Origin of the sequence: Bradyrhizobium tunisiense (genome assembly GCF_042263385.1) — a bacterium.
GTDB classification, from domain to species: Bacteria; Pseudomonadota; Alphaproteobacteria; order Rhizobiales; family Xanthobacteraceae; genus Bradyrhizobium; species Bradyrhizobium tunisiense.
This window is the reverse complement of record NZ_JBHLEV010000002.1, coordinates 1-16,139: the sequence shown is the minus strand read 5'-3', so window position 1 is coordinate 16,139 and position 16,139 is coordinate 1. Positions and strand designations below refer to the sequence as shown.

The following is a 16,139-nucleotide window of genomic DNA, read 5'->3' as shown; positions in this document are numbered from 1 at the left end:
CCGGCCCCTCTCGAAACGACGCTTACCCGCGACGCACGACAGCCTCGCTCACGAGCACCGAGAGGCGCAGTCACACGTCCGCGCGAGTCGCGGCTTTGCCGTCGACCGCAATCGCACCGATGGACCGCTTAGCAACGCAGTTCGACGAAGCAGAGCGCACATATTGCAGTTTCAATGAGCGAGCGAGGAGACCGCTCGCGGTCATCAGCGGCCACCTTGGGCCAAGCCGGTCTTCTGGTGGATCTTAGGCTGTCGCAGCATGGAGTTTCGATTGCTCGACAATCGATTCCTCCACGTCCCGAAGCTGGTCCTTTCCGAAAAACATCTCCTTCCCGACAAAGAACGTCGGCGAGCCAAACGCTCCGCGGCTTACCGCGTCGTTCGTCAGATCGATCAGCCTCTTCTTCACGTCGTCTTGCTGGGCACGCTTCGCCAACCTGTCAATATCGACGCCGGAGGCGACGAACGCGGTGCGGAACACCTCCGGATCGTCCATCTTCTTCGGCTCTTCCCACATATGATGATAGGCCGCCCTGAAATAGGGCTCGAACATCCCCTCCAATTGCGCGGCGACGGCGCACCGCATCAACATGAGGGTATTGACCGGAAAAAAGGGGTTCGAACGAAATTTGGTTACGTTATGCCGGCGGATGAACCGCTCCGTCTCGAGCGCCTGGTACTCGGGCTTGTTCTTGATGCCACGAAGGGAGTCGAAGGGCGACATGTTGCCGGTCGCCTTGTAGATGCCGCCAAGAAGAACCGGAACGTACTCGAACTTGACGCCGGTGCGCTGCTCGATGCCAGGGATGGCGATCTCGGCCAGATAAGCGTTCGGGCTGCCGAAATCGAACATGAACTCTGCTTTCGGGGTCATATCGGCGTTCTCCGGACAACTTAATGATGGTTGAGCTGGCCCATGAGATTATAGTTCCTTTTTCGAACTGTCAAACCGACCATGCGCATACCGGGCCAGTTTCCCTGAGGGTATTGTTCGAAGTTCAGTACCTATCTAGAATGCGACAAACTATCGTTATCCCCCGGATTCGGGAGAACGGTCGGTATTTGGAGACCGCGATGAAATGGAAAGAACTTGAGGAAGAGCCATGCTCAATGGCCCGAACCATTGGGGTCATTGGCGATCGATGGACCCTGCTTATCCTGCGCGAATGTTTTCTGCGCACACGCCGCTTCGAAGGTTTTCAGTCTGCACTGGGAATTACGCGCCATCTGCTCGCCGAACGGTTGAAGAAGCTCGTGCGGCAAGGCATTCTTCGTCGGATTCCCTATCAAGAGTCGCCTAAACGTCACGAGTACATCCTGACGCAGAAGGGGTTGGATCTCTATCCCATCATGATGGCGATCGTGCATTGGGGAGATACTCACATGGTGGACGAACGCGGCCGGCCCCTGCTGCACCAGCACCGCAACTGCGGGAAGGACTTCGATCCCGTCATGGTGTGCTCCGAGTGCGGCGAACCGGTTCTAGCCAAAGAGGTTCACACGCATGCGGGCCCTGGCGCCAGACGGCCCCTCGCGGGGAACGCAGCGGAAGGGCCTGCGCCGAAAGCCAAGCCGCGACGCAAGGCGGCCTGAGAGCGCTCCGCGCGGCAGCTCTGCCGTTCTGCGAGAGGTTGCGGCGTAGTCGGCTCTCCGCGTCTACGATGAGCCCTTCGTCTTGGTCTTCCATGAAGCGATCAAGCAGCAACACGTTCAAACCCGGATTACGCCTCGGCTCGGGTCGGAGCTGTAGAGAGCTTCGACCTGGTCCGACCGGTGTTTCAGAACGGCACGTTGGTTGACGTACGCCTTGTCGGTAATTTCTCCCGCAGCCATCGAGGGCGGGTCGTTGAGCAGCAAGAATGCGCCGACGTTCTCGCTGCTACCGACGGTTTGGTTGTATTCCTGGAAGCGGTCCTTCAGGAACTGCACGACGCGGTCATCGCGGTTGAGGTCTGCAGACGGCTGCGCCGCGATCCGGGCGGCTTCCGTCGGGTTAAGCCAGCAAAGCAGGCCGCACCATTCGCGGTTCGCGCCTGCAACCACGATGTCTGACAGCACGCCGCGCGCCGCCGCCAGGATCGCAGCTCGCATGTTTCCAATCGATACCCAAGTCCCGTTGGCGAGCTTGAAGTTTTCGGAGATCCTGCCTGTGAAGCGAAGCCCGGCTTCCGGTTTTTCCGGGTCCATGAAGGAGACAGTATCGCCGATACGATAGAAGCCCTCTTCATCGAAGGCCATCTTCGTCAAATCCGGTCTTCCGAGGTAACCCGGCGTGACGTTGGGACCTTTGACTCTGACCTCGTAAGTATCGGAAACGGGGAGCAGCTTGAGCTGTAAACCGGGAGCCGGAAGGCCGATCTCCCCGGGACGGTCTGTGGCCCAATGGGTCGTACTGATCGTTGGAGCGGTTTCCGTCGTGCCGTATCCCGACATGACGGGGATCTGCCGGCCCGTGATCGACGACATCAACCGATAAAGCCGCTCGAGCGTGTTCTGCGAGATGGCCGCGCCCGCGTAACTCAGCCGGTCCAACCGCTTCAGTATGCTTGCGCCCAACTCGGGATCCTTCTCGATCGCATCGCATAGGAAATTATATCCGGCAGGCACATTGAACATGGCAGTCGGTGAAATCTCCTTCAGATTCAGGAGCGTTTTGTGGAAGAGCTGAGGTAGCGGCCGGCCATCATCGATGTAGAGCGTTCCGCCGTTCTTCAGTATGCCGTGCAGAATGACGTTGCTTCCCATCGTGTGGTGCCAGGGCATCCACTCAACCTGGACCGGTGCCTCGGACGGCGCTACGAGCAGGCTCCCCATTTGCAGAGAACTTGCCATCATGCGGTGGGTGTTCAAGACCCCCTTCGGAAGGCCTGTCGAGCCTGACGTGAAGAGAATTTTTGCGACAGCATCGCAAGATACCGCGTTCGACGCGCGTTCGAAGCCCTCGTAGCCGTCCCGCTCTTTCGTCAGGTCCGAATACGGTACCGTGTCCGGTGCACCGTCGACGCTGATCCAGGTGGCGGCCCCGAGTTCGGGAATGGAGCGGCCAGCGGAGAAGGCCTGCCCGCTCTGCACGAAGACGAACTTGGGACGCAGCACCTCTGCGATGTCCTTCAGGCGAGAAAGGCCGCCGGGCATCAAGGTGTAGTTCGGCGATACCGGCGCAAGGATCAGGCCGATCGACATTGTGGCGAAGGAAATCACCGCGTTCTCGATCGAGTTTCCGGACAGGATGGCGAGGCTGTCCCCAGGCTTGGCCCCCATTTCGATCAGGCTTTGACCAACCGCCCGAACCAGAGCCCACGCCCGGCCATAGGTGATCTCCTCCCACTCGCCGCTGGAGTTGCGTTGAGCCAGGAAGATACGATTCGGAGCCGCTTTCGCCCAGGTCGGGAGGAAATCCGTAATGCGCCAATCGCAATCTCCGAGCTCGATCGGCGAACTCAGGATGAGCGTACCGTCGTCGCGACGCTGCAGTGAGACCTCTTTGGGCGCGAAGACAGGTGTGTTCGTTGACATTGAAGATGATCCCATGATTTACCGCAGGCCGTCCCGGCACGCTCGCGTGTGATCCGGCTTCTGATTGCCGCCAACCTCACGAAACTCGTGCGGGCGACTTGCCTAAGGAGCTCCGGCAGCGCATTTGATCACGCGCTGCCTTGCAGTTTCCTGCCCGAAACCGCTACTCGGACTTCGCGTCGAGCACGTCTCCGAACAATTTGTAGCTCGTGCCGGTCCAGCGCTGCAGCCTCATTTGAGTCCACATCATGTTCACGTTTTCGCTGGTATTGACCTCGATCCCCGGCAGCGCGACAGGGACGATGACGCTCTTCAGATTCTTTGCTTGCGCCAGGATGTTCTTGCGGGACAGATCGTTGCCGCATTGTTTCAGTATTTGCTCGAGCAGAATGCCCTGCTGATATCCGACCGCGTAGGTCCCATTGCTGATGTCGGCGCCGGGTAGATACTTCTCGAAGAAGTTTCGATAATCCCGCAGACCGGGATCGTCCTTCCAAGCCTCGTCCCCAACGTCCTTGGTGATCGTGCCTGCGATCACGCCGATCGACTTGTCGAGACCGGCCGGCGCGAGCGTCCCGCCAACAGATGCGGAAGGAAAGTTGATGATGATGGTCGCCTTCCATCCGATCACCGAAGCCTGCCTGATCGCCTGCGCCGCAAACTTCGGTGTCCCAGCGATCACGAGAGCCTCGGCTCCTGAACTCTTCAGGTTCGTGATCTGCGAGTCGATCGTCGGCTCGGTCACCTCGTAAGCGGCAGTCACGACCTTTCGGTCGAAATCGCTGCCGAGATACGCCTTGAACGCATTGACGTAGTCTTTGCCGAGATCGTCGTTCTGATAGAGAATTGCGTATTTCGCGTTGGGAAGCACCTTGGTCAGATACTTGGCGTAGATCTTCCCTTCGGTATCGTAACTCACGATACCGGTCGTCATCAGGGGATAGTTCTCGACGTCCGTGAACTTGGATGCACCACTGACGATTGCGATGCTGGGCACTCCCTTTGCCCTGAGATACTTCGCCGTGGCCGAGACGCCGGGCGTACCTAGCTGGCCGTACATGAAGGAGATTTCGTCGCTCTCGACCAGCTTGCGCACGTGCTCCACCGCCTTGGGTGGGCTGTATGAGTCATCGTAGGCGATGTAGTTGATCTTGCGCCCGTTGACGCCGCCTCGCTCGTTCAGCGATTGGATATAGGCGATAAGACCCTTGCCAATGAGCCCGATCGATGACGCCGGTCCGCTGAAGGGAAAAACCCCACCAATCTTGATCTCGGTATCGGAAATGCCCGGCTCTTCCGCAGCGGAGGCCGAACCGCTCAGAAGTACAGCGAGGGCTATCGCAATTTTCCATTTGGACATCATCAACCGTCCTCCCCATGCGCGCCATACCTGGCACGGAACTGTCTCTTGTTTATCTTCCGCTGTGCGATCTCCTGAACGACATCGTCGTTCAGGATAGCAGGCCGAAGCAGCCCTTTTTGTCGTGATTGGCTTTTCTTCAACCTACCGTTCTTTTTTAGAACTCGTCAATCTATTCTGTTAGGAGATCTTCTTCGATGCAGCAGAGATATGCCGAATCATTGGAATTCTTGCACTCGACAACTGGGTCCCGTGCGTCACCCTTATCACTTCTATTACCGAACTTACTTCTTCAGACAGCGAGTCCTGCTCCGGCCGAATTGACGTGCCCGCATGACGAACTCACGTCCAACTTACGCGCCGCCGACGAACAACTGGAGGGAGCACGGTCCCAGTTGCGTCCTCCTGGCAAGACAGTGAACGTGTCGCGGAAGCGCACCTTCTCCCGGGCGAGTGGACAATGAGCTTCGGGAGCCGGCTACAACAATCTTGTGCCGCCCTTATTCAGAGATGAATGCCCGCCCCCGCGCCTGCCGCGCGACCCTTTTCGCATCGCACGCCCCATGGGAGCGCACGCATATCCCAGCCGCCGACCACCATTTCGTCCCCGGCTCGGCGACCGGGCGCAATTTCGGGAATTCACTTCAAACCATTCAGCACGTCCACGGCGTGCGAAATGAGCATCGAGGCGATCTGGGACGCCTCGCAGGTTTGCTCATGCCTCGAGGCGTCACGCGAACGTGACGCTCTTGTTCAACGGCAGTTCGCGCACACGCTTTCCGGTAAGAGCGAAGATTGCGTTCGCGAGAGCAGGTGCGGCTGGCGGGACCGGCGGTTCGCCAATTCCTCGCACTTCCCCCCCAAGCTCCAATCCCTTGACGACGATTTCGGGTGCCTGATGAAATCTCATGGCCTCGAACAGATGAAAATTGGTCTGGACCGGCGCAAAGTTTTCGTAGGTCAGCTCGCAGTTCATGGCATGGCCCAAGGCCCAAATGATGCCACCCCGCACCTGCGCTTCGAAGTTGACCGGGTCCAGAATGCGCCCCACATCGCAAACGGCGTACACCTTGTCGATCTTGATGCCCTGAGGCGTATCGCTGACGTCGACGACTTGAGCCATTGGCACGCCGAAGGACAAAGTTAGCGCCACGCCGCGGGCTCGCCGATCGTCGATCCGCGAGCCTTTCCAGGCGGAAATATCACGCAAGGTATGCAGCACCTTCTGAGACGGCTCATGATTGCAGAGACGAATGAGCTCTGCCATCGGATCCGCGCCCGCGGCATAGATCAGCTCGTCCAGAAAGGAAGCATGGTGGAAGCCGTTGGCGGACGCTCCAACCGATCGCCACGGGCTGACTGGCACCATTTCCTTCGCCTTGTAACCAGTCACGCGGCAGTTCGGTATTGCGAAAGGTTGGTCCCAAATACCGTTGACGCTGGAAACATCGGGGCCGGGAGGAACGGGCGCCTGCAGACGGTTGAACCAGGAGGCGCCCATCGATTGCCCGGCGACATCGATGTCCATGCTCTCGACCTTGCCGTCGCGAACCGTACCTTTCGCGCGCGAGAGCTGGATCGGGCGCGGATAGTCGTGCGCCATGTTCTCCTCGCGACTCCAGATCATCTTGACCGGAACGCCTTCCATGCCCATCGCGAGTTCGATCGCCTGTAGCGCGTAGGTGTCGTCGAGTCGTGCTCCGAAGCTGCCGCCGATCGACTGAGCGTGCACGTAAACTTTCTCTTCCGGCAGTTGGGTCAGCTTCGCCGCATGCCCCTGGAGGAACACCGGGATCTGCGTTCCCGTCCAGATGTCGAGCCGTTCCTTCGTATAGAGTACAACCGCATTCATCGGCTCGAGTGGGGCGTGGGCCAAGTACGGCGTCCGATACTCCGCCTCAACGGGCTTGGACGCGCCGGCGAACGCCTTCTCGACGTCGCCGTCATTGCGGAGCCGGCTGTCCTGCAGGTCTTTGGAGAACGAATTCTCCAGCACCTTCCACATTCCGGCCGAATCGGCTGGATAAGGAGGATCGTTCCATTCGATCTTAATGGCGGCAGCGGCCTGAAAAGCTCTCCACGTGTTGTCGGCGATGACGCCTACACCGTCTTTGATCGGGACGATCTTCTTGACGCCCCTCATCTTCTCCGCGCTGGAGGCATCATATCGTTTGATCGTGCCTCCCATGCCCGGATTGGCCCTGACGGTGGCGTACACCATTCGGTCCAGACGAACATCAATCCCATACTGCTGGGTACCCGTGGACTTCGCGACCATATCGATCCGGCGCATCTTCTTGCCGATGTAGCGCCACTCCTGTTCCGGTCGGAGCGTGACATCGGTAATGGGCGCAAGCTGCGCGGCCTCGACGGCCAGCTCCGCGTAGCTGATAGACTTGCCGTCGGGCAGGATGACCTGACCGTCCTTGGTTTTCAGTTGCGATCGGGACACTCCCGCCCTCTTGGCGGCCGCCTCCTTCAAAGTCTCTCGCGCGACCGCTCCAGCCAGACGGAGTTTATGATAACCGTCGGGTACGGTGGACGATCCGCCGGTGATCTGCATACCCAGCAGACGGCTCAACACTTCGCCGCCTCCCCGCGCCCCACGCGCCATCATGCCATCGTCGATCGTAGAGAACGGCAGGCTGTCGTCCATCACCCGGCTGTTGAAGTAGGCCGGACTTGGCGGACCGGGATGGATGCGAACCTTGTGCGGATCGACGTCGAGCTCTTCGGCGATCAGATGAGCTTGGATGGAATACGAGCCTTGCCCCTTATCGGCTCGCGGAGTGATGAGCGTGACACCCTTTGCGTCGATGCGGACATACGGCGTGATCGCGGCCTCGCCCGGCTTGAGGTCCTCGAGCAGCGGATTGAGAGGCTCCTTGCGCAATTGGTAATAGCCGAACGCGACGCCGCCGGCGATCGCCGCGGAGCCGATCAAAAACGTGCGTCTTGCAATCGTCTTGAGCCGAGCCACGCTATTTCCCCTTCATCATCTGGGCTGCAGTTTTGACGGCGCTGTGGATGCGCGTGTAAGTTCCGCATCGACAGAGATTTCCGTCCATGGCTTCGGCGATCTCGGCGTCCGAAGGATCGGGGGTTTTGGACAGCAGGGCCGCTGCAGTCATCATCTGGCCGGACTGACAATAACCGCACTGCGCGACCTGGTGCTCGATCCAGGCCTGCTGAACCACATGCAGGTTTGCCGGAGTCCCCAGACCCTCGATTGTCGTGATGCTGCCGCGGACCTCGCCAGCGTTGATCGAGCAGGAGCGAACCACCTCGCCGTCGATATGAACGGTGCACGCGCCGCAAAGGCCCGCACCGCAGCCGTACTTCGATCCCGGGATACCAAGCTCGTCGCGCAGCACCCAAAGGAGCGGCATTTCCGGTTCAACGTCCAGGTCGTGGCGCTTACCATTGACGGTCAATTGCATTGGGAATGCTCCTGTAGCTGCGAAAGACGGCGAACAACGATCACCGGCCTTCCCGAGGGCTGGGGCCGGCCGGTTCCGGTGCGCTGGACTTGGCACACATCCCTGCACTCTCGCTTCGTTGATGAATGAACGGCCGCGCAGAGATCGGCAGGGCTTCGAGAAGGCGGCATTGCTTTCCTCGTCCGCCCATTGATTTCATCCTTAATGATTAGGACGTTACGGCGGCCTCGGCCAATTCAGAATCGAATAACCTTGCTTTACCGCTGAATAGCCGCGAGGTGCGTGTCGGCGAAGCCGATCCATGCCATGGATTGTCGGAAAGCAACTCAGAGCTACCTGAGTTTCCGCCGCCCTCCTCGCCCAGAAGTGGCGGCCTGCTCCGACCCGACTTTGGGCAATGGCGCATCGATGACCCGCTTCATGAGCTCGCGGAGATGGCCCGCCTCACGCACCCCGAACGCCGTTTCGAATCCAGCTCTCGCCTTTTGCCAGGCCGGATAGGCCGCGAGCAACATTTCCTGCCCGCGATCCGTGATGGCAACCTCCCGCACCCGCCGATCCTCCTCGCTCACCTCGATCTTGAGGAGGCCATCGCGTTCCAGAGGCCGGAGATTATGGCCAACGGTCGCTCGATCCATCGTCATGATGTTCGCCAGGCTGGCCATCGTCATCGGGCCTTCCGAGGCGAGGAAGCCCAGCAGGCTATACTGGGTTGACTTGAGCCCGGTGCCGGCAAGACAGAGATCGTAATAGCGCGATATGCGCCGGGCCGCCCGCCTGAGCTGGCTGCAAGTGCAGTTCTGAGGAAGATCACTCATCGCAATCGAACGTCGTGCCAAGTTCAGGCTTCCTCGGTCGTTTGGGTCGGTGCGCCAGATCCTTAGCACCAAATCGCGAGGCAGACTTCAATTGAAATGGCAGTTTGCCTGCATTGATGTCTAATGATAGTCTCATATGCCCGTAATTGCACGATACACCGCACAAGGGCTCACGCAGCCTTCGATCAGGAGACCAGCATGGCGGGACTCAAAGATCACCCGATCGCCGACCGCATACGGCTCAACCCGCCGGCACCGCCTGCATCGCTCAGCCTTGAAGCTTTGAAGGCGCTGGTCATGGAGTGCGGTGCCGACGATTGCGGCGTCGTGAGCCTTGACGATCCGCTTCTGCGGGACGAAGCCGTTCATGCCCGCCGCGCCTTCGCGGGAGCTCGGCTGGCGGTGAGCATCGTGAGCCGAACGCATCGCGCCCCAATTCGCTCGCCCACCCGTTCGGCGGCCAACAACGAATTCCATCAAGTCAGCCACGACGTGGACGACATCGCGCGTGAATTGGTTGGTCGGCTCGAGGATATGGGAATCTCGGCGATGAACCCGCCGATGGCTTTCCCGATGGAGTTCGATCGCTATCCTGAACGGGCCTGGGTCGTCTCACACAAGCTCGTGGCCGAGGCAGCCGGCATGGGGAAGCGCGGTATCCATCGCAGCGTCATTCATCCCAAGTTCGGCAGCTTCATCCTGTTGGGCACGGTCCTGGTCGACCTCGAAATCGAAGCACCTGCGACGGCGCTCGACTACAACCCGTGCTTCGAGTGCAAGCTGTGTGTCGTGGCCTGTCCGGTCGGCGCACTCAAACCGGACGGATACTTCGATTTCTCGTCTTGTCTGAACCACAATTATCAGCAGTTCATGGGCGGGTTCGCACACTGGATCGAGGATATCGCCGATGCCAAATCGGCCAAGGATTACCGGAGCCGTCAGCCGCTCGCGGAAACCGTAAAGCGCTGGCAGAGCCTCTCCTACGGCCCCAACTACAACGCCGCCTATTGCGTCGCGGTCTGCCCCGCCGGCGAGCATGTCATGGCGGACTACCTGGCGGATCGGAAGGCCCACGTTGAGACCATCCTCAAACCGCTCCAGGAGAAAATCGAGCCTCTCTACGTCGTCCGAGACTCGGACGCAGCCAGTCATGCTGCGAAAATGTTCCCGCACAAGACGCTTCGGTTCGTGCGCAGCAGCGCCCGTGCGACGAGCATCGGTGCGTTTCTTTTCGGGATGGGACTTAGCTTCCAGCGGGGCAAGTCCAAGGGCCTCAACGCCACTTACCACTTCGTGTTCACGGGAGAACAGCCTGCAGAAGCCACGGTGGTCATAAGGAATCAGAAGCTGACCGTCACCCCTGGCCTGACCGGGACTGCCGACCTGCGGATCCAAGCCGACTCGACGGCATGGTTACAGACGCTCACGGGACGGCTCTCCATCATCCTGGCACTCGCTCAACGGAAGATCCGACTCAAGGGGCCCCTGAAACTGCTCAAGGCATTCGGCGCTTGTTTTCCGAGATAGCTGCTTCACTGACCACTCTCTCAGGTTTGGCATTCACGGCGCGGCGCAAACCTCGCTGCGATAGCCGCTTGCTGGCGGCTCCGCCCGATTAGTTCTTTTTTTGAATTGACTAACCTGCGGCAGCGGTCTTCTATCCTGGGACCTCCCAGTCCGGTCCAGCACGACGAGGCAATGGACGTGGACTACTAAACCGGTTGCGAAAGCAGCCGGTTCTTTTTTGACGAGACCCCAACTCCAATGTGCTCGATCGAAAATCGAGTTCAGAACTTCTCGAACGCTTCCGATTCCGGGTCTGTCGACGATGATCCGCGAAACTCCTGCGGGAGCAGGATCGTCGCTTTCTTGCTACGGCGTTTTCAGGAGCCGTTGCAGTTGCCGACGGACCGCGCCAAGCATCGTTTCAGAAGCGGCCGGCTTTGCGTCTTTCAAGGCTCGCGAAATGGCCAGCGCTCCGACCATCGCTGCGGCGGCAAAAAGCGACAGATCTCGGGATTCCGTATTCGATCTGCCGGTAGCTTTCAGCCCATTCTTGATCAAGCCGGCGAATCTGTCGAACCCGGCGGCGAACTCCTCCTGGATCGCGCCCTCTTCGTGAGGGACCTGCGAGACCAGCGCGGCCATGGGGCAGCCGCTCTCCGGAACATCCCGGTGTTGCAGCGATAGATATTGGCTCAGTAGCTCCGCAAGGGGCAGCTGGGAAAACTCCGAATGACATTGGCGGAAGCTCTCTGCCAGCGCTTGCGACGAGAGCGCCTCCTTCGAAGGAAAATGACTATAGAGCGCACCGTGGGTAAGTCCTGCGGCCTTGGCGACCTCCCCCACCGTCATGGCTCCGAAACCGCCCTTGCGCATCCGTCTGGACGCGACCTCGAGGATTGAAGATCGGTTCTGAGCCGCCTGAGCTTTCGACACCTTCATATTTTGCTCGCTCGGATGCTCATGGGCTCCTTGACATTCATAGATTACGTACGCAATTAACATATTCATTGCAACCGCAATGAATATTGAGACGCCAACGCGGGCCGCCGGCCGTGCACGGATTGGAGATCGAGATGAAGGTTGAAGGTTCAGTCGCCCTCGTCACCGGAGCGAACGGTGGGATCGGGAGAGCGCTCGTCGAGGAATTGCTCAAGCGAGGCGCAGCGAAGATCTACGCGGGCGTGCGCGGCTCGGGCTCGGTGCAATCGCTTTTCGAGGACCAATCGCGAGTGATCGCGCTCCAGCTGGACGTAAGTAGGCCCGACCAGGTCGCCAAGGCAGCCGTGACGGCATCCGATGTGACCCTGCTCGTGAACAATGCGGGATTCATCGGCGGCCACGGCGCACTGTCCGTCAGCGATCTTGCGGCGGCGCGCCAGGAGATGGAAGTGAACTATTTTGGACCTTTGGCTCTTGCGCAGGCATTCAGGAACACCCCGGCGCTGAAAGGCGGGGCGATGATCAATATCCTCAGCTTCCTGTCGCTCGTGACCATTCCGCAAGCTGGAACCTATTCGGCTTCCAAGGCGGCGGCACTGTCGCTGACGCGCGTCCTGCGAGCAGAATTGAAGGCACGCGGATCGCAGGTCTTGGCTGTACTGCCGGTGCAGGTTGATACTCCGCTTGGAAAGGCGATGCCGGATCCCAAGCTGAAACCCAGCGAAGTTGCGATCCATACCTTGGATGCCCTCGAAGCCGGAAAGGACGAGGTCTTTCCGGGGGCCCTTTCCGAAGGTGCCGCGGCAGCGTTCAAAGCGGACCCGGCGGGGTTGCAGGCGAAGTTGGCCGCCATGGTCCACGCCATCGATTAGACCGCAGAGCGGCCGAGGTTGCCAGTCGACCTCGGTCGCTACTTTCTTATCAAGAGTTACTTGAATTTCTGTATCTACTCTGGCAGTCAGCTTCGGCAATCGACCCTCTCATCTCCAGGAAATCGGGTTCTCGCATGCGCCGAATAGTGGTTACGGGAATGGGGCTGGTGTCTCCGCTCGGCTGCGGCAGAGAGCTGGCCTGGTCGAGACTGCTGGCTGGCCGGTCCGGGCTGACGATCCTGCCCGACTGGGCCGCCTCGTTGCCGGGGAGAGTTGCCGGACTCGTGCCGACCAAAGCCGACGACCTCGATGGTGGGTTCGACCCCGACCTGACGATTCCGCCCAAGGAACAGCGGAAGATGGATCGGTTCATTCAGTTCGCATTGGTCGCAGCCGCGGAGGCAATCAAGCAAGCTGGCTGGACTCCGGCCGATGAGCGCGCTCTCGAGCGAACCGCCACGATCATCGCTTCTGGAATTGGCGGTTTTCCGGCGATCGTCGAAGCGGTGCGGACCGTCGATCAACGCGGCATCCGCCGCCTCTCGCCGTTCACCGTCCCGTCCTTTCTGGCAAATCTCGCCGCCGGACACGTCTCGATCCAGTATGGCTTCAAAGGACCTCTCGGTGCCCCCGTGACGGCCTGCGCCGCCAGCGTACAGGCGATCGGCGATGCCGCTCGGTTGATCCGCTCGGGGGAAGCCGATGTGGCCGTATGCGGCGGTGCCGAAGCCTGCATTGATCTTGTTAGTCTTGGAGGCTTCGCGGCGGCTCGCGCAATCTCCACCCGCTTCAACGACCGGCCCTCGCAGGCGTCTCGCCCGTTCGATCGGGACCGGGACGGCTTCGTCATGGGTGAAGGGGCCGGGATCCTGGTGATCGAAGACCTCGAGCACGCTCACGCCCGTGGCGCCCGGCCGATCGCCGAACTCGTCGGCTACGGAACTTCCGCTGACGCCCATCATATCACCTCGGGCCCCGAAGACGGTTCGGGCGCCCGGCGGGCCATGGAAGCGGCCCTGCGCCAGGCAGAGCTCGATCCGCGCAACGTGCAGCATCTCAATGCTCACTCGACCTCGACCCCGGTCGGCGACATCTCGGAGCTGGCGGCCATCAAATCGGTTTTCGGAGCCCATGGCGGCATCGCCGTGAGCGCGACGAAGTCCGCGACCGGTCATTTGCTCGGTGCCGCAGGGGGGGCCGAGGCCATCTTCGCAGTCCTTGCTCTTCGAGACCAGGTGGCCCCACCCACTCTGAATCTTGAGACTCCGGATGAAGCTGCCGAGGGCGTCGATCTCGTCGGTCCAAAGGCCAGAAGCATGGCGATGGACCATGTGATCTCGAATGGTTTCGGCTTCGGCGGCGTGAACGCCAGCGTCATCTTCAAACGCTGGTAGAAGGCCTGCGCGCAAAGTATCCCGGATCTCACCGCGCGCGATCGACAAACAGGAAGCGCGACGGTGGAACGTCGGCAGGGCGGCGGAGAGCTCGATTTCTTTCCTGCGATGCCGCAATTCAGATCCGGCCTTCGCACCCACAATCCAACTGGCAAAAAGCGCGAATGGCGGAGTTTCGGGACAGCCACGAAGGGGTGACCCGACGATTGGATGTTGGCTGTCATCCCCGGTCTTTGATATGCCGTTTCCCGGAGCTATTGGACTGGAGTCGACTGGATGGGCCACTCCCAGGCAGACAAGGCAAAGAGCCGGCAGCGCATACTGGATGCGGCCGCAGTGCAGATCCGCGAGCTGGGATTGGACGGCCTCAGTATCGCCGAGCTCATGAAGTCCGCGAAATTGACCCATGGCGGATTCTACGGACATTTCGACTCGCGCGACCAGTTGATCTCCGAGGCTTTGGCGAAAGCTCTCTCGGAAGGAGGCCCGGAAGCGGTGCGCCCGGGAAGCGCGAACGGTCCGCGTACCCTCAAAGCGCTGCTGAACACTTACCTGAGCAAGGCACATCGGGACGATCCGAGCGTGGGATGTGGGGTGGCGGCCCTGGCCGGCGATGTCGCACGAAGCGATCGAAAGACGCGCGCCGTCATGACGGAATTTCTTTCGCATTACTTCGACAACGTGGCTGACCTGGTGGAAGGCGACCATCCCGACGAGTCGGCGGTTGCCATCGTTTGCACGATGGTCGGAGCGGTCGCTCTTGCACGGGTGACGAGGGATATCTCGATGTCCGACAAGATATTGCGCGCGGCGCAGCGAAGCATTCTCGAACTCGTCGAAACCCGCCGGTCGGCTCTCGAATGAGTGGTGAGAAACGACCATGACCCATGCTGCATACCACGCGAAATGCTGCGTCGATCTTCGCCGGCAGCGTACGGATCATGCAACCTGCTGCAGGCGCTTCTGAGCCCCCTGCTGACCGACCAGCCACGACTTGGTGTTCGCAAACTCCGCTTCCAGGAAGCGCCAGACCTGCTTGGTCATCTTTCTGAGGTCGCTCTCGCGGCGGCGGAGCAACCACAAATCCAGCATGGCCGTGTCGCCCGGGAGCACACGTACCAAGCCTTCAGCCAGGGCAAACGGCACCGGCAGAAACGCCAAGCCGAGCCCTTCCGCCGTCGCCGCGAAATGATTGACGACCGGCATGAGCTTCAGCGTGCTATGGGCGTTTGCCGCCGAATTGAAAGCCGCCAACAACGAAATCTGACTGGTGCGCTCGCTATCGGCTGCCCCGTACTCGACCGAGCATCCGATCAGTTCGTGGTCGACCAACTCTTTCAGCGTCTTCGGTGCAGCGTGCTCCGCCAGATAGCTATCGGATGCAAACAGACCAAAGGCGATGGATCCAACGCGGCGACCGATCAGTTCACCGTCACCCGGATGCCCGATCCGGATGACGAGATCGAGATCGCTGGTGGCCAGGTTCTGCTGCTCAACCGTCGAATTGATTTCGAGGCGGATCTGAGAACTCAGCGCACGCAACTTCTTGACGCGAGGCAGCAGCCAATGCTTGGTCAGACCTTCAGTCGCGGAAATCTTGACCGCCGTCGAACGCTGGCCGACGCGCAGGGATAAATCCCGCTGAAACTCCTCGAAAGAGCGAACCATCTCTTCCGCCGAGCGGAGCAGGTCCTGCCCCTCCTGGGTAAGCTTCACCCCCGACGATACGCGAAAGAACAGCGGCGCGCCGATATTGCGCTCCAGCTCCTTCAGGCGCCTGCTGAGGGTCGGCTGGCTCATGCCCAACTCGCGGGCCGCCCTATTGACGCTTCCGGTTCGCGCCACCGAAAAGAAGAGCCTGAACAGATCCCAGTTGGTTTCCGTCACGCGAGATCTATGCTGGTTTCCACCGGCCGGCTCTGGCCCCACATCGCGGGGCCCAGCTTCGGAGAACGGGCCACCACGCGCAAGTTCGACGCCCACCACGTTCTCCATTTCCATCCCCACCATGAACGTCCGAGCGGAACTGAAATGATGCTCGTCATCTTTCCAACAGAATGATGCCTATCATGCAGAACGTCAAGTTCTGAATCAGCCTCAAGAAGACCTGAACACCAATCCCGAACCGGCGTAGAAGCGGTCCCGTTAGCCGGTGACTTGACGGCTCGACGCTTCGCGCAGGTGGAGATCGAGAGCGACGTTGGGCATATCCGGGGTGTGAAGCGACCACCCATTCAAGCCGCGGACATGAGCTCTCGATCTCGCGACAGACTTCGCCCGAGCTTTGCTTGCGT

13 protein-coding genes are annotated in these 16,139 nt (G+C 60.2%); 5 read left to right on the top strand and 8 right to left on the bottom strand.

Annotated features, from left to right (window positions below):
• Window positions 1-244 precede the first annotated feature (244 nt).
• Window positions 245-874 carry a 2-hydroxychromene-2-carboxylate isomerase gene (locus ACFDR6_RS07615; RefSeq protein WP_375857939.1) on the bottom strand — a complete coding sequence of 210 codons (630 nt, stop codon included), beginning with the start codon at window positions 872-874 and terminating at the stop codon, window positions 245-247.
• Between the two features lie 200 nt (window positions 875-1,074).
• Between ACFDR6_RS07615 and ACFDR6_RS07610 the strand changes: the two genes are divergently transcribed.
• Window positions 1,075-1,593 (top strand): winged helix-turn-helix transcriptional regulator, encoded by a 519-nt coding sequence (locus tag ACFDR6_RS07610; protein WP_375857938.1) that lies wholly within the window; start codon window positions 1,075-1,077, stop codon window positions 1,591-1,593.
• Window positions 1,594-1,710: 117 nt separating this feature from the next.
• On the opposite strand, the gene ACFDR6_RS07605 is transcribed toward ACFDR6_RS07610, so the two are convergent.
• The 5 genes from ACFDR6_RS07605 to ACFDR6_RS07585 all read right to left on the bottom strand — a co-directional run bounded on the left by ACFDR6_RS07605 (window position 1,711) and on the right by ACFDR6_RS07585 (window position 9,155).
• Window positions 1,711-3,516: an AMP-binding protein gene (locus tag ACFDR6_RS07605; RefSeq protein WP_375857937.1), complete on the bottom strand. Its 1,806-nt coding sequence runs from the start codon at window positions 3,514-3,516 to the stop codon at window positions 1,711-1,713.
• Window positions 3,517-3,679: 163 nt separating this feature from the next.
• Window positions 3,680-4,879, bottom strand: a complete 1,200-nt coding sequence (locus ACFDR6_RS07600; protein WP_375857936.1) for an ABC transporter substrate-binding protein — start codon at window positions 4,877-4,879, stop codon at window positions 3,680-3,682.
• A 727-nt stretch (window positions 4,880-5,606) separates the two neighbouring features.
• The gene (locus tag ACFDR6_RS07595; RefSeq protein ID WP_375857935.1) at window positions 5,607-7,856 is read right to left on the bottom strand and encodes a xanthine dehydrogenase family protein molybdopterin-binding subunit; all 2,250 of its coding nucleotides are present in this window, start codon (window positions 7,854-7,856) and stop codon (window positions 5,607-5,609) included.
• A gap of 1 nt (window position 7,857) precedes the next feature.
• On the bottom strand, window positions 7,858-8,316 hold the full coding sequence (locus ACFDR6_RS07590; RefSeq protein WP_375857934.1) for a (2Fe-2S)-binding protein: 459 nt from the start codon (window positions 8,314-8,316) through the stop codon (window positions 7,858-7,860).
• Window positions 8,317-8,648: 332 nt separating this feature from the next.
• Window positions 8,649-9,155, bottom strand: a complete 507-nt coding sequence (locus ACFDR6_RS07585; protein ID WP_375857933.1) for a MarR family winged helix-turn-helix transcriptional regulator — start codon at window positions 9,153-9,155, stop codon at window positions 8,649-8,651.
• Window positions 9,156-9,332: 177 nt separating this feature from the next.
• On the opposite strand from ACFDR6_RS07585, the gene ACFDR6_RS07580 reads away from it, so the two are divergent.
• Window positions 9,333-10,661 carry an SCP2 sterol-binding domain-containing protein gene (locus ACFDR6_RS07580; RefSeq protein ID WP_375857932.1) on the top strand — a complete coding sequence of 443 codons (1,329 nt, stop codon included), beginning with the start codon at window positions 9,333-9,335 and terminating at the stop codon, window positions 10,659-10,661.
• A 345-nt stretch (window positions 10,662-11,006) separates the two neighbouring features.
• Here ACFDR6_RS07580 and ACFDR6_RS07575 read toward each other — a convergent pair whose 3' ends face one another.
• A complete protein-coding gene (locus tag ACFDR6_RS07575; protein ID WP_375857931.1) occupies window positions 11,007-11,579 on the bottom strand; it encodes a TetR/AcrR family transcriptional regulator in 573 nt (190 codons plus the stop codon).
• Between the two features lie 134 nt (window positions 11,580-11,713).
• Between ACFDR6_RS07575 and ACFDR6_RS07570 the strand changes: the two genes are divergently transcribed.
• The 3 genes from ACFDR6_RS07570 (at window position 11,714) to ACFDR6_RS07560 (ending at window position 14,709) form a co-directional block, all read left to right on the top strand.
• On the top strand, window positions 11,714-12,451 hold the full coding sequence (locus ACFDR6_RS07570) for an SDR family NAD(P)-dependent oxidoreductase (protein ID WP_375857930.1): 738 nt from the start codon (window positions 11,714-11,716) through the stop codon (window positions 12,449-12,451).
• A gap of 134 nt (window positions 12,452-12,585) precedes the next feature.
• Window positions 12,586-13,845: a beta-ketoacyl-ACP synthase II gene (fabF, locus tag ACFDR6_RS07565; RefSeq protein WP_375857929.1), complete on the top strand. Its 1,260-nt coding sequence runs from the start codon at window positions 12,586-12,588 to the stop codon at window positions 13,843-13,845.
• Window positions 13,846-14,121: 276 nt separating this feature from the next.
• The gene (locus tag ACFDR6_RS07560) at window positions 14,122-14,709 is read left to right on the top strand and encodes a TetR/AcrR family transcriptional regulator (protein ID WP_212092631.1); all 588 of its coding nucleotides are present in this window, start codon (window positions 14,122-14,124) and stop codon (window positions 14,707-14,709) included.
• Window positions 14,710-14,784: 75 nt separating this feature from the next.
• Here ACFDR6_RS07560 and ACFDR6_RS07555 read toward each other — a convergent pair whose 3' ends face one another.
• Window positions 14,785-15,840 (bottom strand): LysR family transcriptional regulator, encoded by a 1,056-nt coding sequence (locus tag ACFDR6_RS07555; protein WP_375857928.1) that lies wholly within the window; start codon window positions 15,838-15,840, stop codon window positions 14,785-14,787.
• Window positions 15,841-16,139: the final 299 nt, after the last annotated feature.

Coding starts and splice junctions, on each gene's coding strand:
- ACFDR6_RS07615 (WP_375857939.1), bottom strand. CDS start 874: ATGACCCCGAAAGCAGAGTTCATGTTCGATTTCGGCAGCCCGAACGCT.
- ACFDR6_RS07610 (WP_375857938.1), top strand. CDS start 1,075: ATGAAATGGAAAGAACTTGAGGAAGAGCCATGCTCAATGGCCCGAACC.
- ACFDR6_RS07605 (WP_375857937.1), bottom strand. CDS start 3,516: ATGTCAACGAACACACCTGTCTTCGCGCCCAAAGAGGTCTCACTGCAG.
- ACFDR6_RS07600 (WP_375857936.1), bottom strand. CDS start 4,879: ATGATGTCCAAATGGAAAATTGCGATAGCCCTCGCTGTACTTCTGAGC.
- ACFDR6_RS07590 (WP_375857934.1), bottom strand. CDS start 8,316: ATGCAATTGACCGTCAATGGTAAGCGCCACGACCTGGACGTTGAACCG.
- ACFDR6_RS07580 (WP_375857932.1), top strand. CDS start 9,333: ATGGCGGGACTCAAAGATCACCCGATCGCCGACCGCATACGGCTCAAC.
- ACFDR6_RS07575 (WP_375857931.1), bottom strand. CDS start 11,579: ATGAAGGTGTCGAAAGCTCAGGCGGCTCAGAACCGATCTTCAATCCTC.
- ACFDR6_RS07570 (WP_375857930.1), top strand. CDS start 11,714: ATGAAGGTTGAAGGTTCAGTCGCCCTCGTCACCGGAGCGAACGGTGGG.
- fabF (WP_375857929.1), top strand. CDS start 12,586: ATGCGCCGAATAGTGGTTACGGGAATGGGGCTGGTGTCTCCGCTCGGC.
- ACFDR6_RS07560 (WP_212092631.1), top strand. CDS start 14,122: ATGGGCCACTCCCAGGCAGACAAGGCAAAGAGCCGGCAGCGCATACTG.
- ACFDR6_RS07555 (WP_375857928.1), bottom strand. CDS start 15,840: ATGGAGAACGTGGTGGGCGTCGAACTTGCGCGTGGTGGCCCGTTCTCC.